Here is a 23,562-nt window from a genome sequence, read left to right as displayed (position 1 = left end):
TCGCCTCGACGAACGGTCGGCTCTGGTTTCAACACCTAGTGCGTCCCGCACCGGCAGCGCTCGTAGTCCACGGGATCGTGACTGTTGACGATCCTCACCCGGTCGCCGTGCTCCTGCTTCAGCGCGCGCAGCCGCGCCTGGTTGGCGATCCGCATCTTGCGGTCCATGTCGCCCTTGCGCTGGAAATAGCCGAGCATCAAGGGCACGCGCGGCGATGCGTCGAGTTGGCCGTGGTGGAAATAGCTGTCGCCGGCATGCAGCAGCCATTTGTCGCCCGAGCGCACCGCGATGCCGCAATGGCCGAGCGTGTGGCCGGCGAGCGGGATCATCAGCACGTCCGCCTCCTTGTCGCCGAGCGCGCGCACGCCCTTGAAGCCGAACCAGTCTTCGCCGGGCTCATCGTAGAATGCCCAGCGCGGTCCATGGCTCCACTGCCCGGTGACATAACGCCCCTCCGGCGGCGCCGGCTTGCGCAGCACCGCCATGTCGTATTCGGCGCGATGGACGTGGATCGCGGCTTGCGGAAAATCGGGCACGCCGCCGGCATGATCGCGGTCGAGATGGGTCAGCAGCACGTGACGCACGTCGGCCGGTGAATAGCCAAGTGCCTTGACCTGCTGCACAGCCGTCTCGGCTGGATCCAGCTTCGGCGCGGTCTGCCGCAGCCATCGCCGTCCCAGCCGGCCGGGCGCTGCGATATCGCCAAGGCCGATACCGGTATCGACCAGCGCGAGGCCGTCATTGGTCTCGACCAGCAGGCAATGACAGACCAGGCGGGCGCGCTGGAACAGGCTGCCGGTGCCGTTCACCAGGCGGCGGCCGACCGGGCACATCGTGCCGGTGTTGAGATGGTGGATTTTCATGGATGACCCTCGCCTGTTGTGACAGGCGCGGTCTTGCCACCACGTAATCCATAGGTAAAATATCGAATATTGATACTATCTCTAGGTCTATCCTATGGACATCGCGAGCTTCGCTACTTCGCCGCCGTCTACCGCGAGCGCAATCTGACCGCCGCGGCGCGCGCCTGCTTCGTGTCGCAGCCGTCGATCTCGACCGCGATCACCCATCTGGAGGCCGAGCTCGGCACCACGCTGTTCATCCGGCACAAGAAGGGCGTTGCGCCGACCGCGTCGGCCGAGCAGTTTCACATCCTCGCCCGCCGCATCATCGACGAGGCCGATGCCGCGCGCAGCCTGTTCAGGAAGCCGAGCACGAAGACCACGGTGACCTTGGGCCTGATGCGCACGCTCGACGTGCCCCGCACCATCGCACTGCTCAAACCGCTGACGGCGCGCAGCGATGTCGCGCTCCGCCTCGTCGGCAGCGACGAGCGCGCCGATGCGCGGATCATCGCGAAGACCATGCTGTGCGACGACGAGCATTTCGTCGCGCTGTGGAGCGAGCGCTATGTCGCGGCGCTGCCGCCGGCGCATCCGCTGACGCTGAAGGAGAAGCTCCGCGCCGCCGATCTCGCTGACGTGCCCCTGATCGACCGCTGCCATTGCGAGCAGAGCGCATTCTTTGGCCGCAATGCGCAGCGGCGCCAGACGGCCGCGATCGCGCAATCGGAGGACTGGGCGATGGCGCTCGTGGCCGCCGGCGTCGGCGTCGCCATCGTCCCGGAAGGCGTGGCACGCAGCAACCCTGATGTCGCGGTGCGCGAGATCGAGGTCAAGGTGAAGCGCGAAGTCGGCCTCGCCTACCGCGCATCGGCCCCGCTGTCGGACGCGCTGAAGGAGTTTGTGGGGAAGCTGCAGAAGCAGCGGCGAAAGTCCGATCGGACCGCACGCAAGGCTCCTGGCAGAAGACTCTGACGAAAGAGTTGCTAGCGTGCCGTTCCGCGGATGACCGGCGTTCCACGAACGATGCGAATGCCGTCGTCATAGCAAGCGATGTTGGGCGGCGGCGTGTAGTGCTCCAGAATCATGATCGGCTGACCACATCGACACCGCGCGACAGAGGTGATGTTCCCTGTCTTGTCGATCGGGCACCATTCGCGACGATCAGGAAACGCAGCCCAGGCAGACCCCTGCCGGAACGGGCTGACCGCATCGAATTGCGGCGCAATGACGAAAGTCTTCGTCGCATCGATGAAGCCCCATTTGCCGGTCTTGTCGTCAAGCTGCGCGGCGAGTCCTTCCGACCACGGCAAGCGCGGCGCAAGACGGCGCGTCAAGACACTGGGATCTCGCATCAGTTCAGCAAGCAACGCCTTGTCGAGCGTCCTGTAACCCTCCTCGAATTCGATGCTGTATTCCCCGCTTCCGCTGGTCGTCGTGCCCCTCGCGAGCTTCAGCGGCCCGAGCAGCGGCGACCCGTCCTGCCCGATCACGGCCCACTGTCCGCTGTCGACGATCATTGCAATCCCGTCGTGAAATGCTTCGGCCCGATCGAAATAGCGGTCCGCCAGAAGCTTGCCGTCGACCGATATGAAACCCCATTTGCCATCGTGCTGGACAATCGACGGGCCATCGCATGCGAGGTGCACGTATTGGAATGCGACGTCTGGCGCCGGCCTGTCGTCGGCCGTCACGATCGTCCAGCGGCTCTGCTCGAAACGAAGATGGCGGCCGTCCGGGCATTTGGGACGATCGGAGCCGAGCAGCTCTGTGCCAGCCTTGTTGGTGTACAAAGTCTTGCCATCGACGACGGCGCCGAGCTTGACGTCCGGGCTGAGAGCGGTGGGTTGGGCCGCTCCATTCGACAGGACATTTCCGTCGCGGTCGATCCGGCCCTCGCGTCCTCCCAGCCGATACGGAGCCCAGCCGTCACGGAAATATCCGAGCCAGTCGAATTTCAGGTCAACGACGATCTTCCCTTTGGCATCGATGGCGCCCCAGCGCCCGCCCCGCTGCACGATCGCGCGATCGTCGGCGCGCTGAATGAGCTGGACGTGGTCGAACAGCTCGTTGCTGACGGGATTGCCATCCGATCCCATCAATTGCCACCGAGCATTATCGCGTGCGGAGTCCGCTGCCCAGAACAGCCCGATCAAGTCTTCCGACAGCAGGCTCACCTTCGCGAACCTCGGCTGCACTATCCAGTTCCCACCGCCGACAACGATGCCCCATCGCTTGCCATATGCATAAGGGGCCAAGCGATCGCCCAGCGAGTTTGGCTGTCTACCAACATTGGCATAGGGCGGCTCTGCGACCAGGAAGGCGTTATCGGCGATACGAATGATCGCGCCGTGCTCCGCAGGCACAATCATCTGACCATCCTTGTCGATGGCGCCCAAGCGATTTCCGACGACGACCAGCGCCAGGCCGCGATCGAACCTGCTCATGGAGTCATAGGTCGGGGCTATCGCGTAACGGCCGGTCGTGTCGATCGCGCCATATTTCCCACTGCTGCCGACCAGCGCGCGGTCGCCGACGAACAGATCGACCCAATCGAACTGCGGCGCGATGACGGTCTTGCCGCTAGCATCAACATAGCCGCAGCGAGCACCTTCAAATCGGCAGGTGGGGATCAGGGACGCGCCTTGCTTGCGGGCCTGACTCTCCAGATCGTCGGATCCCGCCGCGATGGGAGCGGGCAGAGGCTGGGCGGATTGCGCACGATCGGCCAGCGTTGCCGCAAGGACAACGGCGACACCGGCTAGCAGACCAAAGCATCTGTTCAAGACTGAACAACCTCCGACGAGCCTGATACGATAGGCTCAACTTCGGCGATTTTTAGCTCGTGCTTGACGTTGGTGTCGGGCATTTGGCGGTTTTGCCAAATCGACCGTTACTTCATTGCACTAAATGCCGTGACCGTGAGGCGGGCCAAGCTCCGCTCAGCCCTTCGAGACCACCGCGCGCCCGTAGGGCGGCTGGCTCATGACCGGGGGGTTGGCGGTCTGGGCGGCGAGCTCGCCGATCAGGCGGTCGGCATCGGCCGCCATGCCGTCGGGCGCCTGGATCACCAGGCGTTCCAGGGCCCAGCGGTACGACGAGACGCGCTGCTCCAGGCACTGCTGCACCCACTGCACGATCAGCGAGTTCTCCTGCATGCGCGCGACCGCATCGTCCCTCTCCCGCGGCGAGAGCGCGGAGACGCGCGCGATGCTGGCATCGCGCTTCCTGTCGAGATCGATGACGCGGATCGCGGAGGCGAAGAAGGGCTCGAAGCGGGTGATGTCGTTGCGGACGTCCTCGATCAGCTGCGCATAGCGCGAGGAGTGCGAGCGGTGCGGCTCGTCGATCAGCGTGCGGCCGTACATGGTGCGGTCGAACACGATCTTCTGCCGCCAGGGCGAGGGCAGCGGCTTGTAATCGCCGAACACGCTCTTCCAGGCCGGGCGCGACAGCGGCGGCTCGATCATGGGATAGGCGAGGTCGCGAAGCTGGCGCTCCTCGTCGGTGAGCTGGAATTGCGAGGGCCTCAGGCCGACGCTGCCGGTGGCTTCGGCGCCCAGCCAGCGATGCATGTCGTCGCTGCGCATGTCAGCGCGGGTGCGGCCGAAATCGCCGCCGCTGCAGGCGCCGAGCATCGCGGCGAGCAACGCGAGCAAGGCGGCCGATACGAAAGGCCGGATATGGCGGATGAGGTCCGGCATTGCAAAAAGCCGGACCTAGCGACGGCGACGACGGCGCCCCGGCGCTGTGCCCTGCTCCGGCCCGCGATCGCCGCTGGTTTCGTCGCTCTCGCGCTCGATGCGGATCACCGGGAGGATCAGAACCGTTCCCATGTCCGCGTGCGGTGTGACGTCCCCCGACGAGCCTACCCGGCGACCGGCCGGAAATTCGATGATGGTCCCCATGTCAGCTCTCTCAATTGCCGCGCGATCAAATACGCTCCTGCAACATGGCGATCATTAAGATCAGCTCATGGTTAACGGGGTGTAAACATGCCCTTTGGACCGTAACCACACGGACCGGCCGCGCCGTCCCGTTGCGGCACGAGAACGCCTCAAATTTAAGGGCCGCCTTCACGCCTCGTTTTCCTTAACGAGGCTTTAAAGGAACCTGCGCTAGGCTCCCCGCGCAAGTATCTTTCTCGAGTTGCGTACGCCTCCATGACCAAGTCGCTGTTTCCCGGATTCGACGGGCTGATGAGCCTCTCCCGTCGCGAAGGCGTCGATGTTCGGCCGACGCTGCTGCGCGTCCTGACCGACCTCTATGTCCAGACGCGCGTCCACAGCGATGACGAACAGCGCCAGTTCATCGAGCTTGCGACGCGGCTGATCGACCAGGTCGACGATGCGACGCGCGCGGCCATCAAGGCGAAGCTCGCGGTCTATCCGCAGACGCCGGTCCCGGTCCTGCAGAAGCTCGGGCTGGTCGCGGCCCAGGAAGGCCGCAGGGTTCCGCTGGCGCGCGAAATCCCCGCGCCCGCGCCCGCGCCGGCGCCCTCCGCGGCCCGCGCGCCGACCGAGGCCGAGCAGCGCATGGCCGCGAACTTGGCGATGCAGCCGAAGGATGCCGCCGAGATCCACGACATGTTCTTCCGCGCCGGCGCCTCCGAGCGCGCGCTGATCCTGCACAATCTGGCGCAGACGCCGCTGAAGGCCGCGCCGCGGATTCCGACCGTGCGCGCCAAGCGCGCGATCCAGATCCTGGAGATGGCAGCGATCGCCGGCGACGTCGACAATTTCACCCTCGAGCTCGGCGACAGCCTGATCCTGCCCTCGCGCGTCGCAGCGCAGATCGTCGACGATCCCGGCGGCGAAGCGCTCGCGGTCGCCGCGCGCGCGCTCGACATGCCGAGCCCGAACTTCCAGCGCATCCTGCTGTTCTTCAAGCCGGAGATCGGCAATTCCGTGAGCGAGGTGTACCGGCTGTCGCGGCTCTACGACCGCCTCGACGACCGCTCCGCGCTGGTGATGCTGGCGGCCTGGCGCGGCTCGACGCTCGCGGTGACGCGCGCGAAGTACCAGTCCTCGCTGCATGACGGCGAACGCCAGCGCGCCCGCGCGGCCGCAAGCCAGACGCGGTCGGGCGTGCAGCCCGGCTCCAGCCCAACGGTGCGCACCGGCACCGGGGGATCGTCCGATCACTAGAGTCCGCAGCGCCGCCTCGATCCAGCTCGACACGGACCACAAGCTGGTCCAAAAGGCGGAGCGTCGTCGTCCGCAAACGCGGCTGTGCGTCGACCGACCAGACGGATCAACAGACCATGGGCCACATTGCTTCGACGGCTTTCAGGGAGATCACCGAAGCCGATTTCGATGACGTCGCAGATGCGATGATCGAGATGCAGGCCCACTATCGCGCCCGCTGTCCCGCGCGGGACTTTATCATCGACGGGCTGAGGTCGAGGCCGACGGGATCGCGAATCCTGCTGGCCTGCGAGAACGAGCGCGTCGCCGGCTTTGCGTGCTTCAGCGCGATCTATCCCGGCCCCGGTTTGACGTCGGGCTTCTTCCTGAAGGAGCTCTACGTGCGTCACGATCGGCGTAGCAGCGGATTGGGGCAGAAGCTCATGGCGCGCCTGGCGGCAATAGCCCGGCAAGAAGGGCACGACCGCATCGATTGGACTGTCGATGCGGCTGATCTGCGGCTTCAGCAATTCTATGAAATGCTCGGCGGACAGGCGCTGCCGGAAAAGCGGTTCTTTCGCATCGCCGGCGCAAAACTGACGGCGCTCGCCGAAAGGTAATTGGCGATCGCGCTAGTCAAGCCTTCGCCAGCTCCAGAAAATGCCGCCCCGCGCGGTCCTCCGTCTCGACGATCCACGCATCGGGATCGAAGCGAAGCTCCTTGGTCAGCCGTTCCTCGATGGTGTGCTCTGGCAGCGGCTGCGGCGCCACCGGCACGAAGAAGCGGTCGACCGGTCGGCCGTCATCATAGACGGTCTGCGGCGCCGGGACGTAGAGCATCGCATGGCCGTCGAGCAGCGACACTTTCACGAACACCGCACCCGCCTCCTCGGCGCCGCGACGGCGCACCGCGCCGAACACGCCCTCGGTCTGACAGCGGCGCAAATAGGCCGCGACCCATATGTTGGATTTCAAACGCATGAATCGGACGATAGGCCAGTGCCGCGATCAGCACCAGCCTTGCGCGCAGACGTGACGCTCATTCGACGGGATGGCCGATTGCGGCGGCGAGCTCGCGCAGCAGACGGTCGGAGACCTGGCCGGTGACGGGCATCTTGTGCTCGCGCTCGAACTTCTGGATCGCGGACTGGGTTTCGCCGCCCATCGTGCCCGTGATCTTCAGATTGCCATAGCCGTATTCGGACAGCGCGCGCTGCACGCCGGCGATGCGCCGCGCGGCCGGGCTCTGCTGCACCGGAATCGGGGCCGGCGGACGGATCGCGGACGGCGGCGTCGAGGTCGTCGCCTTCACCAGATTGGTCATGGGATCATTGCCCGCGCGCGGCGTCGATGCGGTCGCCTCGACCGGCTTCTCCGCCGGCTTCTCGGCGGCGCGCTCGGCCGGTTTCGGCTCGACGCGAAACTCCGTCGCCTTCGGCTCGAGCGGCGAGGTATCGGCGCCGACCGGGCGCGGACGCGGCATGGGATTCGACAACGGCACCGAGGACGGCGCGGGAAGATTGATCACGGTGCCGAACATCGGCGCCGGATGCCGGCCGGTCTGCAGGAACAGCGCATTGGCGACGATCGCGCCGATGGCGGCGACGGCAACGAGGCCGGCCAGCGTGTCCTTGGGGCTGTGCAGCAGCACACGCATCACGAGGTTGCGCTCGGTCTCGACATCGATGACCGCAGCCTTAGCCCCACCCTTGGCACCACGTCGGCGCGGAGCGGCTTCGTCGTTGGCAGACTTCTTAGGCACTTTTCTTCACCGGAGCGGGTTGGTCGTGACGTTGATCGTTGAGTTCTTCGTGAGATTCTTCGCGAAGTTCCTGGCGCAGCACCGGCATCAAGGTCGTTACCTTGCTCTCGACCGGTTTGGCTTGCGGCGGCGTATAGACGAGCGGCAGCTTGACGGTGACGGCAGTGCCCTCACCCAACCGGCTTTGTACCGTCAATTCGCCGAGATGCAATGCTATGAGACTCTTCACGATGGACAGCCCGAGACCGGTACCTTCGTGACGGCGCTGATAGGTCTTGCCGGCCTGGAAGAACGGCGCGCCGATGCGCTTGAGATCGTCGGGCGCGATGCCGACGCCGGTGTCGCTGATGCGCAGCGTGAGCTGCGATCCGGTCACCGCGGCGGACACGGAGACTTGCCCACCGCGCTCGGTGAACTTGATGGCGTTGGCGACGAGGTTGAGCACGATCTGCTTGAACGCGCGCGGATCGCCGGTCATGACCGGCAGGTCCTGCGGCGCGTCGGTGACGAGGTCGATGCCGTTCTCCCGCGCCTTCAGCGCCAGCAGATTGCAGCAATGCATCAGCGAGGCGCGCGGTGCGAACGGCTCCGATGCGATCTCGAAATTGCCCGATTCCATCTTGGACATGTCGAGGATGCCGTTGACGACCGACAACAGATGCTGGCCGGAATCGTTGATGAGCTGGGCATATTCCTTGCGCTGAGCCGCGCCCAGCATCAGGGTCTGCTCCTGCGCGATCATCTCGGAGAAGCCGATGATGGCATTGAGCGGCGTGCGCAGCTCGTGGCTCATCGTGGCGAGGAAGCGCGTCTTGGCGGCATCGGCGGCTTCCGCCGCGCTGCGGGCCTGATCGAGCGCCTGCTCCGAATGCTTGCGATCGGTGACGTCACGCATCACGGCGACGACCTCGGCCTCGCGCGCGGGATCGCGGCCCCGATCCTGGTCGAGCGGCCGGCAGCGCATCTCGACCCAGATGAAGTCAACCTGGCCGCGCTCCGAGCCGGCAGGCTCGCGCCGCAACCGGAACTCGACGCTGCGCACGTCGCCCCGCGCGGCATCCGACAGCGCGGTGAGATAGGCCGGACGGTCGGCGACATGGACGCGGTCGAACAGGCCGTGGCCGTGCAGCTGCGCGACTGAAATGCCGAGCATGGCCTCGGCGGCCGGCGAGATGAACTGCACCGCGCCGTTGCGCTGATGCCGGGAGATGACGTCGCTCATGTTGCGCGCGAGCAGGCGATAGCGCTCCTCCTCGCGCGACAGCAGCGCGACGCTGGTGCGCGCAAGCGATTCCGCGCCGAAGGCAAGGCCCGCAGCATAGAGAGTAGCCGAGGCGACGCCGAAGGCCATCAGCACGCCGCGCTGCGCGGCGCTCGGCTCCTCCACCGGCAGCCAGCCGAGCTGGCTGACGAGGATCAGCATTCCGGCGCACGACAGCGCGAGCAGCGAGGCGAAGGCCGCGACGCGGCGCGAGGCCGACAGCGCCGCCTCGAGTGGAACCACCACCAGCCAGACCGCGGCGAACGATTCAATGCCGCCCGTCGTGACCGCGACCGCCATGATCAGGCCGGAGAGCGCCAGCGACGACAGCACATGCGCGCCCTCGTAGCGGCCGGTCCGCGACAGGAACCAGGACAGCATGATCGGCGCGATCAGCCAGGCAAAGGCCGCGACCTCGACCGCACTCGGCGCGCCACGCATGGCGAGATAGACAGGGAATGCGGCAAAGGCTGCCAGGCTGCCCAGCAGCCGCGGCGCCATGAAGGCACGATGGCGCGCTCGCGTCAGCGCATCGTAACGCGCGGAGGGATGCAGCAGCGCATCGAGACAATCGCGGATGATACTCAAAACTGTCACGGGTCTCGCGCTTCGGCTCAATCGTCTTGAGAAGACGCGCCGGAACGCCTCCTTGTCGTTGAGCCACCGTGTCAGAGCGACCTTAAACGAGTGCTAAGGCGGCGCGGCGTGCGGCCGGACACCGTGTCATCGCGGAGCTTTTTAGACGATTTGACGACGTCTTCGGTGAGGATGGTGAACACAGGGTTTCACCGTCCGCCGCATGGTTTCGAAATGGTGGATGCAAGGCTCCGGAAGGTCACGGGCCGCAGCATCAATGGAAAATTTACGAGACCGGGCTCTGCAAAGTTTTTTGCGTCAATTTTCCGCGAATTAAGCTCAAGGCAATCACTTGCGATTTATCGAGGGTTGCTAGGTCCGACGCGCTCTGCGGGGATCGCCGCGGCGGGATCTAACGTACAGGTCGACAAGATGCGCTTTCTGCTCCGCATCACATTCTGGCTCGGGCTGGTGCTGGTGCTCCTGCCCAGGGACAAGACGCCCGAATCGGAGAAGCTGCCGCAGATCGGCGCCGCCGATGCGGTGCAGGCTGCGACCGCGGCCGTCTCCGACATGACCCAGTTCTGCAAGCGCCAGCCGGCGGCCTGCGAGGTCGGCGGCCAGGCCGCGAGCATCATCGGCCAGCGCGCCCAGGACGGCGCGAAGAAGATCTATCAGATCATCAACGACAAGAAAGAGCAGATCACCAACGACAAGAACGACGGCCCCAAGAACGACCATAAGAAGGCGCCCGACCATACCGGCTCGATCGCGATGGCCGACGACGGCGACGCTGCCGCGAGCGAGGCGCTGCGCGACACCCTGACCCAGGACGACCTCGCGCTCGAATGGCGCGGCCCGGCGGGCACGAATTAGGGCCCAAACCCTATCGATTTCACGGCTTCGCGTCCCTATATTGGCCTTAACGGGAACTGTGGGCCAAAATGACGACGATCGACGAAATCAGGGACAATTTCGAGCTTCTGGACGAGTGGGACGACCGCTACCGGTACGTCATCGAGCTCGGCCGCACCCTGGAACCTATGCCGGAGGCCGAGCACTCCGCCGAGAACAAGGTGCAGGGCTGCGTCAGCCAGGTCTGGCTGCAGAAGCGGATCGACCACGATGGTGGCGCGCCGATCCTGAGATATCGCGGCGACAGCGACGCCCATATCGTGCGCGGGCTGGTTGCGATCGTGCTCTCGCTCTATTCAGGCCGTACGCCGCAGGAAATCATCGATACCGACGCGATCGCCGTGTTCAACGAGTTCGGCTTCCGCGATCATCTGACGCCGCAGCGCTCCAACGGCCTGCGCTCGATGGTCGAGCGCATCAAGACCGACGCGAAAGAGGCGCTCGCGGAAGCGACGTAAGAAGTATCGTAGGGTGGGCAAAGGCGCCCTTGCGCCGTGCCCACCAGCTTTCTTCAATCGCGCCCGAAGTGGTGGGCACGCTTCCGCCTTCGCTCTTCGAGCTTCGGCGGACAAGTCGCTTTGCCCACCCTACGGCATCCAGCCCAGGCCTACTTCCGCTTCCGCTGCTGCTGTCCGAGGCCCATCTGCTTGGCCAGCTGCGAGCGCGCCACCGCGTAGTTCGGCGCGACCATGGGATAGTCGGCCGGCAGGCCCCATTTCTCGCGATATTGCTCCGGCGTCATGTTGTACTGGGTGCGCAGATGGCGCTTCAGCGACTTGAAGCGCTTGCCGTCTTCCAGACAGACGAGATAGTCGGGCGCGATCGACTTCTTCAGCGAGACCGCCGGTTTTGCCGGCTCGAGCGGCGCCGCCTCGATGCGCCCCGTCGAGACCCGCACCAGGGCGCCATGCACCTGGCTGATCAGGTTCGGAATCTCGGCGGCCGGCGTCGGATTGTTGCCGAGATAGGCCGACACGATGCTCGCCGTCAGCTCGATGAAATTCTTGGCCCCGGCATCCGACATGGGCTTGCCCCTTCCCTGTTGCGCCGCGGGATTGACGACGCCAAAGTATTCCGTGTCAACAATACGTTCGGCGAAAATACGACGACTGGCGAATATGAGCTGACGACTGACGACGTGACAAGAACGGTCGCGCTTTACTTGCGTAGCCCAGGTCTCAGGACCAAATCTCAGGACCGCTGGTCGAGGTGCGCGCGCAACTCGTCGATCGAGGCAAAGCGCATCATGCCTTCCGGCATCTGCGCTTCGATCGAGCCGTCGGAATAGAGCGAATAGGCCATGCCGTCGACGATGCCGGACTTGAGCACCGTCACGGGCGGCTGCTCGACCGCAGGCTCCGGCTCGGATGCAGGCGGCGGCGGGGGAGCCTCGGCAAAGGTCGAGGGCGAGCGCGGCGGCGGGGACGGACGGCGTGCGGCGGCCGGAGGCTCCGAGGGGCGCATGCGATCCGGCTTCGGCCAGGCATCATCGAAGCTCGCAGGCGGGGCGTCCGGCGCGGCAGGCGCTGCGGGCTCCACAGGCGGCGGCGCGCCCTCGGCGGCCTTGGCCTCCGCGCGTTCGCGTTCCTTGCGTGAGGTCGAGGCGAACATCAGGTTGCGACGGCGCGGCGGTTCCGGCGCCGCAGGAGGCGTCGGGCCGACCGGCTCCGGCGGCGGCTCGGCGCGCGGGCGCTCCCGCGCGGGTGCTTCGCCTAGCCATGGCGGCGCCGCCGGCGGTGGCGGGGGCGACGGCTCAGCCCGCATGGCCGAAGCGGGCATCGTCTCGGACGAAGGCGCGCCCGGCACCGCGAGGCCCGGCAGTACGGGCCTGACCCGAACCTCGGACGGTGCGCCAGCGAGCCGACGAGCGATGCCCTTCAGCTCCAGCAGCACCAGATGGAGGCCGGCCAGTAACATCCCGGAGCAGACGCCGATCGTGCCGGCGATTATGAGAGTGCTGCCGAGACTGAATTCCCTGACGGTGAAGCCAAACAGGATCGCAAGGAGGCCCGCCACCACGGCGACAATCCCCACGATCAACATTGCCAAGGTCATCGAACTCACCCCCGGCCGCGCATCCACGCGCGACACACGCCACGATACCGTCATACGGTGTTCCACGCCAACGGCGAATTGTTGTCAACGTTCCTAAAGAGAAGGAAATCAGGGACTTATTCACATTCCCTTCAGCTACGGCTCGCTACTGCTAGTCCGCTCCCAGTTGCAAGGGTTTGCTGCGTCGCATCAGGAATTTAGCCATAATGCCCAATTACTTGGTAATGGAACTGCGCTATACGGAGTCCGGGGAAGTGGCCCGCGCGCGCCAGCAGGGCCAAGAGGGGATTCCGGGTCACCAATAGCCATGACATCCATCACGACTTCGGCGATCGACACGCCTCTGCGGCGCTCGGTCGAACGGACTTGCGACGATCTCGCCATGCTGGTGCTGGCCGCGGTCGCCGTGATTGCAGGCTTGACCTTCCGCGACTACGGGCTCGGCTGGGACGATTACACCCACGCTGAATATGCCGACCTGCTGCTGCGCATGTTCGGTTCCGGCTTCAAGGATACCGCGGCGCTCTCCTTCGCCAATCTCTACATGTATGGCGGCGGCTTCGACATGGTCGCGGCCCTCTTGCACAAGGTGCTCCCGCTCGAGCTGTTCGAGACGCGCCGTCTGGTCGGAGCCATCGTCGGCGTGATCGGACTTGCCGTGACCTGGCGGCTCGGCCGCCGCATCGGCGGCCCCCTCGCGGGTCTTGCCGCGCTCCTGCTGCTCGCACTGTGCCCGATCTTCTACGGCCACATGTTCATGAACCCGAAGGATGCGCCCTTCGCGGTGGCCATGATCATCCTGATGCTGGGCCTGGTCCGGCTCGCCGAGGAATATCCGCAGCCTTCGCCGCGCACGATCCTCATTGTCGGCTTAGGGGCCGGCCTCGCGCTCGGCACGCGCATTCTCGGCGGCCTTTCGCTGGTCTACGCCATGATCGGCTTCATCCCGCTGTTCCTGGAGGAACTGCGCACCGAGGGCCTGCGCGAGTCGGTCCGCCGCTTCGCCCATGTCATCTATGTGCTGCTGCCCGGTCTCGTGCTCGGCTACCTCGTGATGGGCCTGATCTGGCCGTGGTCGATCATGGAGCCCGGCAATCCCTTCGAGGCGCTGACCTACTTCTCGCACTTCTTCGAGAAGCCGTGGAAGGAGATGTTCGACGGCGCGATCGTGTCCGTCCCCGACATGCCCTGGTCCTATCTGCCGACGCTGTTCGCGCTGCAGCTGCCCGAGGTGATGCTGGTGCTGATGGGCGGCGCCGTGGTCAGCACCTTTGCGCTGCTGCCGCGCGGCGACGTTCCGGCCCGCCGCAAGACCATCCTGCTGATGCTGACGCTGGCTGCGACCCTGCCGCTCGCGATTGCGATGGTGAAGCGTCCGGCGCTCTACAACGGCATCCGCCACTTCGTCTTCGTGATCCCGCCGATGGCGGTGCTGGGCGGCGTCGCCTTCGCCTGGGCGATGGAGCGCCTGCGCGCCAACCACCGCACTTGGCAGCCGGTCGTGCTGGCGACCTTCTGCTTTGGCCTCGCGCTCTCACTGGCCGAGATGATCCGGCTGCACCCCTACCAGTACACGCACTTCAACCACATCGCCGGCACCGTGCGCGCTGCCGACGACCGCTTCATGCTCGACTATTGGGGCCTCGCGCTGAAGCAGGCTTCCGACGAGCTGCGCGAGCAGCTGGTCGAGCGCCAGGAAGTGCCGCCCGTCAATCGCAAATGGAAGGTCGCGGTGTGCGGTCCGCAGCGTCCGGCGCAGGTCGCGCTCGGACCCGACTTCACCATCGGCTGGGATTCCAACGCGGCCGATTTCGCCATGACGCTCGGCGAGTTCTACTGCAAGGGCCTGACTGCGCCCGTCATGGTCGAGATCAAGCGCGACGACGTGGTGTTCGCCCGCGTCTACGACATCCGCGGCCGCAGCATTTCCAGCCTGCTCTCGATCCCGGCGCCGTAAGATCATTATCCGATCGGACGGTCGCGGAGGCGAAACGTCGCGTGGACCGTGATCGGCGGTTCTGGAATCCGGAACCTCCAGCGCGCACTCCATGCGGGCGACGCTGAACTGCCGCGCTTGACGCGCCTTGCTGCCAGCCATTTGCAGGACTAGGCTCGCTTCCCGCAACAACGAGGTTCGGAGAGAATTGCCATGTCACCAGCAGAAGCGCGCCTGAGGGAAGTGCCCTCCAACATGACGGAGGCCGAGTGGCAGCAACGGGTCAACCTCGCCGCCTGCTATCGCCTCGTCGCGCTGTACGGCTGGGACGACCTGGTCGACACCCACATCTCGGCGCGCGTGCCGGGTCCCGACCATCACTTCCTCATCAACCCCTACGGGCTGATGTTCGAGGAAATCACGGCCTCGAGCCTCGTCAAGGTCGACCTCCACGGCAACCAGCTCTCCGAGAGCGAGTACAGCATCAACCCCGCCGGCTTCACCATCCATTCGGCGATCCACGAGGTGCGCGAGGACGCGATCTGCGTGCTGCATCTCCACACGCTCGACGGCACCGCGGTGTCGAGCAGCGCGGAAGGGCTGCTGCCGCTGAACCAGACCGCCCAGCTCGTCACCCACGACCTTGCCTATCACGACTATGAAGGCATCGCCCTCGACCACGAGGAGCGGCCGCGGCTGCAGAAGGACCTCGGCGACCACAACCACATGCTGCTGCGCAACCACGGCACGCTGACCGTCGGCCGCTCGGTCGCCTCCGCCTTCGAGCGCATGTATCACCTCGAGCGCGCCTGCTCGATGCAGGTGCGCACCCGCGCGCTGGGCACGCCGGTCTATCCGGTCGAGGAGATAGCGATCGAGAAGAACACCGAGCTCCTAGCGAACCGCGACCGCGCCGAGCTGCGTGCGAACAACCTCGTGTGGCCGCCGCTGCTGCGCAAGCTCGACCGCGTCAATCCCGGCTACCGCTCTTGAGATTTTCCGGATTTGGTGTAGGGTAGCGCTCAACGAACCTCTACGCCTTTTGGAATGAAACGCCGCCCAATTCCGGGCGGCGTTTTTATTTGGTGAGCTTCGTAGGGTGGATTAGCCCTGCGGACTGCGCACAGCGCAGACCGCTCGGCGTAATCCACCTCTTCTCTCGACGCGGCCGCAAAAGTTGGTGGGTTACGCCTTCGGCTAACCCACCCGACGCACCGGGGATGAAGCTCTCGTAGGGTGGGCAAAGCGAAGCGTGCCCACGTCTTCTTCCTTCGCAATCACTGAGTGATGGTGGGCACGGCGCTTTGCGCCTTTGCCCACCCTACGGCACCGTGCCTATTTCACCTCCGCCAGCGCGGCCAGAATGCGGGCCCAGGAGCGAATGCCTTTCTGGAAGCTGCGGAGGTCGTACTTCTCGTTCGGCGAGTGGATGTTGTCGTCGTCGAGGCCGAAGCCGACCAGCAGCGAGTCCAGCCCCAGCGTGCGCTTGAAATCGGCGACGATCGGGATCGAGGCGCCGGAGCCCATCAGCACGGTCTCCTTGCCCCATTCCTCCGCCAGCGCCTTGCTGGCCGCGGCGAGCGGCTTCATGTTCCAGTCGAGCGCGACCGCGGGCGCGGCGGAGTGATCGCCGAACTCGACCTTGCAGTCGCCGGGAAGCCGCGCCGTCACGTAGTCGCGGAAGGCCTTGCGGATTGTTGCGGGATCCTGCCCCTCGACCAGGCGGAACGAGACCTTGGCGGAAGCATGCGACGGGATCACCGTCTTGGAGCCCTCGCCGATATAGCCGCCCCAGATACCGTTGACGTCGCAGGTCGGACGCGAGGAGGCCTGCTCGATCAGGAGCCGGCCCTTCTCGCCGGCCGGGATCGACAGCCCGATCGGCTTCAAGAACATCTCCGACGTCAAATTGAGCTTCTTCCACTGCTCCAGGATATCGGGCGGCAGATCCTTCACTCCGTCATAGAAGCCGGGAATGGTGATGCGATTGTCGTCGTCGAACAGGCCGCCGAGAATCTTGGTGAGCACCCGGATCGGATTCATCGCGCTGCCGCCGAACACGCCGGAATGCAGATCGCGATTGGCGGCGGTGATCTTCAGCTCTTCATAGAGCAGGCCGCGCAGCGAGGTCGTGATCGCCGGCGTGTTGCGGTCCCACATGCCGGTGTCGCAGACCAGCACGTAATCGGCCTTGAACTCGTCCTTGTTGGCCTCGATGAACGGCACGAAGTTCTTCGAGCCGACCTCCTCCTCGCCTTCGATCAGGAAGGTGATGTCGATCGGCAGCGATCCCGTCACCTTCTTCCAGGCGCGGCAGGCCTCGACGAAGGTCATCACCTGGCCCTTGTCGTCCTCGGCGCCGCGCGCGACGATGATCTTGCGGCCGTCGGCGTGGTCGGTGACCACGGGCTCGAACGGCGGACGGTGCCAGAGATCGAGCGGATCGACCGGCTGCACGTCGTAATGGCCGTAGAAGATCACATGCGGCCGTCCGCCCACTGCGGTTTTGCCCACGATGGCGGGATGGCCGGCGGTCGGCCTCACTTCGGTCGCGACACCGAGGCTCGCGATGTCTTTGGCCAGATGCTCGGCCGCCGCCTTGCAATCGGCGGCAAAGGCCGGATCCGCCGAGATCGACTTGATCCGGAGCAGCGAGAACAGACGCTCCAGGCTGTTGTCGAAATCCTTGTCGATGTGGTCGAGCACGGATTGAAGCTGCGCATTGGCCATGGTCGTATTCCCGATTGTTGATCTCAAGCTGATGTCTTGGCTTTTAGCGCCGTCGCAGGCCCGGAGCCAGCAGCAACCGGCGGATGGCGGATGTGCCAGGCGAGCGCACCGGCCAGGATGGCAGTCGCCAGCAGGTTATTGCCCCAAGCCTGCAGGACATTGGGAAACCACGGCAGCGACAGCAGCATGAGGATGCCGGCCGCGCCCAGCGCGAGCCAGGTTCCCAGCCGCACATTCGGCCGCTCGTCGAAGGCGGCGCGATGCATCAGCACCGTCATCGGGAAGAACAGCCACATGAAGTAGTATTGTCGCGCGAGCGGCGATGCCACCGTCATCAGGCAGAACAGGATGCCGAGCTCCTCGGCATCCGAGCGCGCCGTCCGCCGCGATTGCCGTGGCATGACCGCGACGAAGCCGAGCCCGAGCAGCACCGATACCGCCAGCACGATCCAGTTCGCTGTCCTGTAATCGACGTCGATGACATTCATCGTGCGCGGCGGCTTGTTGGGGTCTTCCTGATTGTAGTTGATCGGCCGGACCAGCCGATGCGTGACCGCAATGAGGGACTGGTTGACCCACGACCAGTTCTGCTCGTCGCGCTGGCCAAAGCCCTTTTCCGAGCTCGACCCGACCATGCCCTGATACCAGGTCTTGAGCTCGGCTGCGTTGCGCTCGAAGCCGCGCATCGGCGCCGGCACGACATAAAGAAGGATGCCGGTGAAGGCGACCGTCGCGACGACGGCAGCCCACTTCCGCCGCCAAACCAGATATGGCAGCACCGCGATCGGAAATACCTTGATGGCAGTGGCGAGCGCGAACATGAAGCCTGCGAGCCAGGCCCGCTGATGTTGCAAGCTCCAGAAGCCGTAGAGCATCATCGCCAGCAGGACGAGATTGGGCTGGCCGAGATCGAACATGTCGAACACGAAGGTCACGGTGACGAAAGCCGGCAGCGCTTCCAGCCAGCGGCCGGGCTTGCGGCCCGAGCCGGTCATCGCATGGGACAATGTCCCGGTGTACCACCACGCCAGCACATTCAGGATCGACAGCACGATGTAGAGCGGAATCTTGCCGAACCAGCTCGGGATGGCGAGCAGGATCGCAGGAAGCGGCGGATAGATGAATTCGAAATACGCGCGGATGTCGGCGGGATAGAGCGGCCCGCCGTTCAGAACCTGCTGCCCGGCCCAGTACCACAGCCCGTAGTCCTTGGTCTTGCCGTGGCCGAAGATCTCCGGAACGAGAACGTCGGCCGTCAGGATGACACAGCAGAACAGGAAGAGCAGGTCCAGCGGCGCGCGCAGCGACAGGCGTCTCGGCGCATCAGGCTTGGGGAATGGGTCGGTCAAGGTCACAACAAAGTCCGGTCCGGCGAAGGCACAGGACGTAGCAGACCGCGGAAGGCTTGGAGAGCCCCCTCACCTGAAATTGTGCGCGCTGTGAGGCGACCGCGCTCGACCGCGGATGGCTTCCAATCGGGCTTACTGCCTATCTCCGCAGCAACCCGCCGAGCGCACCCCGGACCAGGGTGCGGCCGATCGAGCCGCCGAGCTGGCCGCCGATCGACTTGCCGACATTGGCGGCCAGCCCGCCGATCACCTGGTTGGAGACCGATCGCGTCACGTCGCGCGCAATGACCTGGCCGGTCGAAAGGCGGCCGCGCTTGACGTTGGTGCCGAAAATGGTGCCGACGATCGAGCCGATCTGGCCGAGGATACCGCCGCCGCTTTCGCCGGTCGGACCGTCGGCCGTGGCCGCGGTGCCGGCGATGCGCTTCTGAAGCAACTCGTAGGCGGATTCGGCATCGACGGCGGTGTCATATTTGCCCTTCACCGGGCTTGCATCCATGATCGCCTTGCGCTCTTCCGGCGTGATTGGCCCGATCCGGGCGGATGGCGGCCGGATCATCACCCGCTCGACCATGGTCGGCGTGCCGTTGCCCTCGAGGAAGGACACCAGCGCCTCGCCCTTGCCGAGCTCCGTGATCACCTTGGCGGTGTCGAGCTTCGGGTTGGGGCGGAAGGTCTGGGCTGCGGCCGCAACCGCCTTCTGGTCGCGCGGGGTGAAGGCGCGCAGCGCATGCTGCACGCGATTGCCGAGCTGCCCGAGCACGCGGTCCGGCACGTCGATCGGGTTCTGCGTCACGAAGTAGACGCCCACGCCCTTGGAGCGGATCAGGCGCACCACCTGCTCGATCTTGTCCATCAGCGCCTTGGGCGCGTCGTTGAACAACAGATGCGCCTCGTCGAAGAAGAACACCAGCTTGGGCTTCGGCAGGTCGCCGGCCTCGGGCAGCTCCTCGAACAGCTCGGACAGCATCCACAACAGGAATGTCGCGTAAAGCCGCGGGCTCTGCATCAGCTTGTCGGCGACCAGGATGTTGACCATGCCGCGGCCGTCGCGATCGGTCTTCATGAAGTCCTTCAGCGCCAGCGCCGGCTCGCCGAAGAACTTGGCGCCGCCCTGGTTCTCCAGCACCAGGAGCTGGCGCTGGATGGTGCCGACCGTGGCTTTGGTCACGTTGCCGAAGCCCTGCGCCTCCTTCTTGATGTCGCCAAGCGGGCTATCCTCGGCATCCGCCCCCTTCTTGCCGGCCTCCGGCACGATGGCATCGAGCAGCGCGCGCAGATCCTTCATGTCGATGAGGGTCAGCCCGTTGTCGTCGGCGACGCGGAAGGCGACGTTAAGCACGCCTTCCTGCACATCGTTGAGGTCGAGCATGCGTGCGAGCAGCAGCGGCCCCATCTCTGTGACGGTCGCCCGCACCGGATGGCCCTGCTCGCCGAACACGTCCCAGAACACCGTCGAGAACTGGTCGGGCTGGAATTTCAGCCCCATCTCGGAGGCGCGCTTGACGATGAAGTCCTTAGGCACCCCGACCTCGGAGATGCCGGAGAGATCGCCCTTGATGTCGGCGGCGAAGACCGGGACACCGGCGCGCGCAAAACCTTCCGCCATGACTTGCAGCGACACGGTTTTTCCGGTTCCGGTTGCGCCGGTGACGAGGCCGTGGCGATTGGCCAGCGCCAGCGTCAGCCATGCCTGCTCGTCTCCCTTACCGACGAAGATCTTGTCGTCGGTGTCGCCGAGCTTGCTGTCCTGTGCCGTCATTACTCTCTCTGATCTCTCTGCCGTGTTTCGCGTATTGAAACTCGAATACACCAGTTCCGTAGTTTAACGCATCTCGCGCGCCGATTAAAACCGTTCAACGCGGCCTGAGCATGCGACATTGTCGGAAACAAGCGGGCGGCATCGGCCGAAAGTAGGAACGAGGCGTTCGCACCGCGGCAATTTCCTGCAGATTCCATCTCCGCTCGTGCATCGCTGCAACACTTTTGGCGCGTTCGGGAGTGAATCGGATCGTTCGCCGCGTTCATCGCTTGTATTTCACATCGCACCGGCTCAAGATCATTTTCGAAAACAATACTCCGGCATGTGAACCGGCTGAGGGGCAGGCCATATGGACGAGCTGATCGGACGGCTGGCGGCGAACGCCAGCATAGATAGTGCTGTCGCCGAAAAAACCGTCGGCATTATCCTGGGCTTTCTCCGCAGCGAGGGCCCTTCCGAGAACGTCGAAGCCCTGATCAATCAGATTCCCGGTGCGGAAGCGGCGATCGAGGCGTCCAAGAGCGGCGGCGGACTGTCGCGGCTGATGGGCGGCGGCCTAATGGCCGTCGGCACGCGCCTGATGGGGCTGGGACTTGGCATGTCCGAGATTCAGACCATTGCCCGTGAACTTTTCCGCTACGGCCGAGACAAAATCGGAGCGGATCAGATGGGCAAGATCATCGCGGGGACGCCGGGCCTCAGCCAGTTCGCCTGAGCGACGTTTTTCATATCGAGTATCATGACATATCCGATCTCCGAGATTGAGGGCCTGCCTGCCTTTGCCGCCAACAAGCTGAAGGCGCAGGGCATCCGCACGACCGAGGCACTGCTCGAGGCCGCCTCGACCGTGAAGGGCCGCAAGGCGCTGTCCGCCAAGACCGGCATCAGCGAGCAGCTGCTGCTGGAATGGGCCAACGTCTCCGACTACATGCGCATCCCCGGCATGGGCCGGGCCAAGGTCGGCCTGGTCCGCGCCGCCGGCGTCACCACCGTGCGCGAGCTCGCCTATCGAAATCCGGCAAGGCTCGCCCAGAGCATGCGCGAGGCCAACGAGAAGAAGAAGCTCGTCCGCATCCTGCCGTCGGAGAAGTCGGTCGGCGACATCATCGCCAAGGCCAAGAAGCTGCCGCCGAAGATTACGTATTAGCTTTGGCTCCCTCCCGTCATCCTGAGGTGCGAGACATGGGACGCAACGCGTCACATGGGGAGCCTCGAAGGATGCACGGCCACGCTGCATCTCCACGGAAAGAGCCGGGCCGTCGCCCTTCGAGGGCCGCTGAAGAAGCGGCCACCTCAGGGTGACGGTCAGGGAGCAGCGCTGCATCCCCAAACTCTGCCGTCATACCCCGCGAAGGCGGGGTATCCAGTACGCCGCGGCTCCTCCGTATCGCCTCACTGCCTCGGAGTACTGGATTGCCCGCTTTCGCGGGCAATGACAGCGAGGGGTTGGTCTTGACTCCCCCTCCCCGACCGCTAAAGCGGGCCGCATGAATGCGTCGCCCTCACCATCCGTCCCGCCGGCCGGCTCGGCCGGGCTTGATGCGCTGCGGACGCTCGTGGGCCGGCCGATCCCGGCGGTGATGGGCGTGCTCAACGTCACCCCGGATTCCTTCTCAGACGGCGGAAAATTCATCGCACCGGAACAGGCGCTGAAGCGGGCGCGGGCGATGATCGAGGCGGGCGTCGACATCATCGATATCGGCGCCGAATCCACCCGGCCCTACACCGGCGCCAAGGCCGTCACGGCGGCGGACGAGCTTGCCCGACTGAAGCCGGTGCTGCCAGGCGTCATTGCGCTCGGCGTTCCCGTGTCGATCGACAGCATGAAGGCGGAGGTGGTGCAGTTCGCGCTCGACCAGGGCGCGGTGATCGCAAACGACGTCTGGGGCCTGCAACGCGACGCCGATATGGCGCCGCTGATCGCCGCAAGGGGCGTCCCTGTCATCGTCATGCACAACCGCGACAGCGTCGATCCCGCCATCGACATCGTCGCGGACATGAAAGCATTCTTCCTGCGCTCGCTGGATATCGCCGCAAAAGCCGGCATCGCGCGCGAAAAAATCGTGCTCGATCCCGGGATCGGCTTCGGCAAGACCGCCGAGCAGAGCATGATCGCGCTGGCGCGGCTGCGCGAGCTCGACATATTCGGCCTGCCGATCCTCGTTGGCGCCTCGCGAAAACGCTTCATCGCCTCGGTGTCGCCGTCGGAGCCGTCGGAGCGGCTCGCCGGCTCGATCGCCGCGCATCTGATCGCCGCGCAGCGCGGCGCCAAAATCATCCGGACCCACGACGTCGCCGAGACCTTGCAGGCCCTGCGGGTGGCGCACGCAATCGAGAGCAAGCAATGACCGATACGATCTTCGTGACCGGCCTGTCGATCCATGCGCGCCATGGCGTGATGGATCACGAAACCGAAGTCGGCCAGCGCTTCGTCATCGATCTCGAACTCTATACCGACCTGTCGGAGCCAGCGCGCACCGACCGGCTCGCCGACACGGTGTCCTACGCCGAAGTCGTGGCCACCACGACGGCGGCGTTCAAGAACACCAATTACAAGCTCTTGGAACGCGCAGCCGGTGCGGTCGCGGACGCCATCTTGTCGCACTTCCCGCGCATCCGCGCGGTCAAGATCACCGTGCACAAGCCGCACGCGCCGATCGCGGCGATCTTCGACGACGTCGGCATCATGCTGACGCGCTCGCGGCACCCGTAAGATGGCGAGCGTGCTGATCGCACTGGGCGGCAATGTCGGCGATGTCCGCGCGACGTTCAAAAAGGCGATCGCCCATATCTGCGGCATGGCACAAGCCGCGGTGATCGCGCGCTCTTCGGACTATGCGACGCCACCCTGGGGCGACGAGGACCAGGATCCCTTCATCAATGCCTGCGTCGAGATCGAGACCAGCCTCGATCCGCATGCGCTGCTGTTCGTGCTGCAGAAGGTCGAGCAGAAATTCGGCCGCACGCGGACCAAGGAGCGGCCCTGGGGTCCGCGCACGCTCGATCTCGACATGATCGCCTATGACGATGTCTCTTTGCAGAAGCCCGATCTGACGCTGCCACATCCGCGCCTGTTCGAGCGTGCCTTCGTGCTGGTGCCGCTGGCCGAAATCGCGCCCGACCGCGTGATCTCGGGCATTCGTGTGCGTGACGGGCTTGCCAGCGTCTCGACGCAAGGCATTGAGCGGCTTCCGGATACCGGTTAACCAAAAACAACCGTTTGCAGGGACGGCCCGCCGTGGCAATTT

Annotated in this window: 24 protein-coding genes and 1 pseudogene; 12 read left to right on the top strand and 13 right to left on the bottom strand. The window is 65.2% G+C overall.

Annotated elements, in window-relative coordinates; translation table 11 throughout:
* Positions 1 to 35: 35 nt before the first annotated feature.
* Positions 36 to 863 (bottom strand): MBL fold metallo-hydrolase, encoded by an 828-nt coding sequence (locus ACVJ19_RS22450; RefSeq protein WP_453951165.1) that lies wholly within the window; start codon positions 861 to 863, stop codon positions 36 to 38.
* 69 nt (positions 864 to 932) lie between these two features.
* Here ACVJ19_RS22450 and ACVJ19_RS22445 point away from each other — a divergent pair, with 69 nt between their 5' ends.
* A complete protein-coding gene (locus ACVJ19_RS22445) occupies positions 933 to 1,817 on the top strand; it encodes a LysR family transcriptional regulator (protein ID WP_453951164.1) in 885 nt (294 codons plus the stop codon).
* Between the two features lie 11 nt (positions 1,818 to 1,828).
* On the opposite strand, the gene ACVJ19_RS22440 is transcribed toward ACVJ19_RS22445, so the two are convergent.
* The 4 genes and pseudogenes from ACVJ19_RS22440 to ACVJ19_RS22425 all read right to left on the bottom strand — a co-directional run bounded on the left by ACVJ19_RS22440 (position 1,829) and on the right by ACVJ19_RS22425 (position 4,750).
* A complete protein-coding gene (locus ACVJ19_RS22440; protein ID WP_453955184.1) occupies positions 1,829 to 3,241 on the bottom strand; it encodes a WG repeat-containing protein in 1,413 nt (470 codons plus the stop codon).
* Between the two features lie 48 nt (positions 3,242 to 3,289).
* Positions 3,290 to 3,628: pseudogene (locus ACVJ19_RS22435) on the bottom strand (WG repeat-containing protein); the annotation flags it as partial.
* A gap of 156 nt (positions 3,629 to 3,784) precedes the next feature.
* Entirely contained in the window at positions 3,785 to 4,546 is a 762-nt protein-coding gene (locus tag ACVJ19_RS22430) for a hypothetical protein (RefSeq protein WP_453951163.1), read from the bottom strand.
* A 15-nt stretch (positions 4,547 to 4,561) separates the two neighbouring features.
* Entirely contained in the window at positions 4,562 to 4,750 is a 189-nt protein-coding gene (locus tag ACVJ19_RS22425) for a hypothetical protein (RefSeq protein ID WP_453951162.1), read from the bottom strand.
* Between the two features lie 255 nt (positions 4,751 to 5,005).
* On the opposite strand from ACVJ19_RS22425, the gene ACVJ19_RS22420 reads away from it, so the two are divergent.
* Both ACVJ19_RS22420 and ACVJ19_RS22415 read left to right on the top strand, forming a co-directional pair.
* Entirely contained in the window at positions 5,006 to 5,989 is a 984-nt protein-coding gene (locus tag ACVJ19_RS22420; RefSeq protein WP_453951161.1) for a DUF2336 domain-containing protein, read from the top strand.
* 116 nt (positions 5,990 to 6,105) lie between these two features.
* On the top strand, positions 6,106 to 6,588 hold the full coding sequence (locus tag ACVJ19_RS22415; protein ID WP_453951160.1) for an N-acetyltransferase family protein: 483 nt from the start codon (positions 6,106 to 6,108) through the stop codon (positions 6,586 to 6,588).
* A gap of 16 nt (positions 6,589 to 6,604) precedes the next feature.
* Here the strand turns inward: ACVJ19_RS22415 and ACVJ19_RS22410 are convergent, their stop codons facing one another.
* Genes ACVJ19_RS22410 through ACVJ19_RS22400 form a run of 3 tightly spaced genes read right to left on the bottom strand, consistent with a single transcriptional unit; the run spans position 6,605 to position 9,588 of the window.
* Complete coding sequence (locus ACVJ19_RS22410) at positions 6,605 to 6,949, bottom strand: DUF1491 family protein (protein ID WP_453951159.1); 345 nt, start codon at positions 6,947 to 6,949, stop codon at positions 6,605 to 6,607.
* A 58-nt stretch (positions 6,950 to 7,007) separates the two neighbouring features.
* The gene (locus tag ACVJ19_RS22405; RefSeq protein WP_453951158.1) at positions 7,008 to 7,730 is read right to left on the bottom strand and encodes a peptidoglycan-binding protein; all 723 of its coding nucleotides are present in this window, start codon (positions 7,728 to 7,730) and stop codon (positions 7,008 to 7,010) included.
* On the bottom strand, positions 7,723 to 9,588 hold the full coding sequence (locus ACVJ19_RS22400; protein WP_453951157.1) for a PAS domain-containing sensor histidine kinase: 1,866 nt from the start codon (positions 9,586 to 9,588) through the stop codon (positions 7,723 to 7,725). The genes ACVJ19_RS22405 and ACVJ19_RS22400 overlap by 8 nt, the downstream gene beginning before the upstream one ends.
* 411 nt (positions 9,589 to 9,999) lie before the next feature.
* Between ACVJ19_RS22400 and ACVJ19_RS22395 the strand changes: the two genes are divergently transcribed.
* On the top strand, positions 10,000 to 10,443 hold the full coding sequence (locus ACVJ19_RS22395) for a DUF5330 domain-containing protein (protein ID WP_453951156.1): 444 nt from the start codon (positions 10,000 to 10,002) through the stop codon (positions 10,441 to 10,443).
* Positions 10,444 to 10,511: 68 nt separating this feature from the next.
* Positions 10,512 to 10,940 (top strand): SufE family protein, encoded by a 429-nt coding sequence (locus tag ACVJ19_RS22390; RefSeq protein ID WP_453951155.1) that lies wholly within the window; start codon positions 10,512 to 10,514, stop codon positions 10,938 to 10,940.
* A 149-nt stretch (positions 10,941 to 11,089) separates the two neighbouring features.
* On the opposite strand, the gene ACVJ19_RS22385 is transcribed toward ACVJ19_RS22390, so the two are convergent.
* Together ACVJ19_RS22385 and ACVJ19_RS22380 are read right to left on the bottom strand one after the other, a co-directional pair.
* Positions 11,090 to 11,506: a MucR family transcriptional regulator gene (locus tag ACVJ19_RS22385; protein ID WP_453951154.1), complete on the bottom strand. Its 417-nt coding sequence runs from the start codon at positions 11,504 to 11,506 to the stop codon at positions 11,090 to 11,092.
* Between the two features lie 167 nt (positions 11,507 to 11,673).
* Positions 11,674 to 12,537, bottom strand: a complete 864-nt coding sequence (locus ACVJ19_RS22380) for a DUF308 domain-containing protein (RefSeq protein WP_453951153.1) — start codon at positions 12,535 to 12,537, stop codon at positions 11,674 to 11,676.
* A 307-nt stretch (positions 12,538 to 12,844) separates the two neighbouring features.
* Between ACVJ19_RS22380 and ACVJ19_RS22375 the strand changes: the two genes are divergently transcribed.
* A complete protein-coding gene (locus ACVJ19_RS22375) occupies positions 12,845 to 14,494 on the top strand; it encodes a glycosyltransferase family 39 protein (protein ID WP_453951152.1) in 1,650 nt (549 codons plus the stop codon).
* 192 nt (positions 14,495 to 14,686) lie between these two features.
* The gene (locus ACVJ19_RS22370) at positions 14,687 to 15,466 is read left to right on the top strand and encodes a class II aldolase/adducin family protein (protein WP_036005973.1); all 780 of its coding nucleotides are present in this window, start codon (positions 14,687 to 14,689) and stop codon (positions 15,464 to 15,466) included.
* A 342-nt stretch (positions 15,467 to 15,808) separates the two neighbouring features.
* Here ACVJ19_RS22370 and ACVJ19_RS22365 read toward each other — a convergent pair whose 3' ends face one another.
* From ACVJ19_RS22365 to ACVJ19_RS22355, 3 genes are all read right to left on the bottom strand, one after another.
* The gene (locus ACVJ19_RS22365) at positions 15,809 to 17,203 is read right to left on the bottom strand and encodes a M20/M25/M40 family metallo-hydrolase (RefSeq protein ID WP_453951151.1); all 1,395 of its coding nucleotides are present in this window, start codon (positions 17,201 to 17,203) and stop codon (positions 15,809 to 15,811) included.
* Between the two features lie 23 nt (positions 17,204 to 17,226).
* Positions 17,227 to 18,558: a glycosyltransferase family 87 protein gene (locus ACVJ19_RS22360; RefSeq protein WP_453951150.1), complete on the bottom strand. Its 1,332-nt coding sequence runs from the start codon at positions 18,556 to 18,558 to the stop codon at positions 17,227 to 17,229.
* Positions 18,559 to 18,691: 133 nt separating this feature from the next.
* Positions 18,692 to 20,314 (bottom strand): helicase HerA-like domain-containing protein, encoded by a 1,623-nt coding sequence (locus ACVJ19_RS22355; RefSeq protein ID WP_453951149.1) that lies wholly within the window; start codon positions 20,312 to 20,314, stop codon positions 18,692 to 18,694.
* A 349-nt stretch (positions 20,315 to 20,663) separates the two neighbouring features.
* Between ACVJ19_RS22355 and ACVJ19_RS22350 the strand changes: the two genes are divergently transcribed.
* The 5 genes from ACVJ19_RS22350 to folK all read left to right on the top strand — a co-directional run bounded on the left by ACVJ19_RS22350 (position 20,664) and on the right by folK (position 23,520).
* On the top strand, positions 20,664 to 21,029 hold the full coding sequence (locus tag ACVJ19_RS22350) for a DUF2267 domain-containing protein (RefSeq protein WP_212343795.1): 366 nt from the start codon (positions 20,664 to 20,666) through the stop codon (positions 21,027 to 21,029).
* 24 nt (positions 21,030 to 21,053) lie between these two features.
* On the top strand, positions 21,054 to 21,461 hold the full coding sequence (locus ACVJ19_RS22345; RefSeq protein WP_453951148.1) for a DUF4332 domain-containing protein: 408 nt from the start codon (positions 21,054 to 21,056) through the stop codon (positions 21,459 to 21,461).
* A 340-nt stretch (positions 21,462 to 21,801) separates the two neighbouring features.
* Positions 21,802 to 22,662: a dihydropteroate synthase gene (gene folP / locus ACVJ19_RS22340; RefSeq protein ID WP_453951147.1), complete on the top strand. Its 861-nt coding sequence runs from the start codon at positions 21,802 to 21,804 to the stop codon at positions 22,660 to 22,662.
* Positions 22,659 to 23,027, top strand: coding sequence for a dihydroneopterin aldolase (gene folB / locus ACVJ19_RS22335; RefSeq protein WP_211410350.1), 369 nt, complete (start codon positions 22,659 to 22,661; stop codon positions 23,025 to 23,027). The genes folP and folB overlap by 4 nt, the downstream gene beginning before the upstream one ends.
* 1 nt (position 23,028) lies before the next feature.
* The gene (folK, locus tag ACVJ19_RS22330; RefSeq protein WP_453951146.1) at positions 23,029 to 23,520 is read left to right on the top strand and encodes a 2-amino-4-hydroxy-6-hydroxymethyldihydropteridine diphosphokinase; all 492 of its coding nucleotides are present in this window, start codon (positions 23,029 to 23,031) and stop codon (positions 23,518 to 23,520) included.
* The last annotated feature ends 42 nt before the right edge of the window (positions 23,521 to 23,562 follow it).

Source organism: Bradyrhizobium sp. USDA 376 (assembly GCF_054063675.1).
The sequence above is the reverse complement of the archived record's forward strand: the minus strand, read 5'-3'. Positions and strand labels throughout refer to the sequence as shown.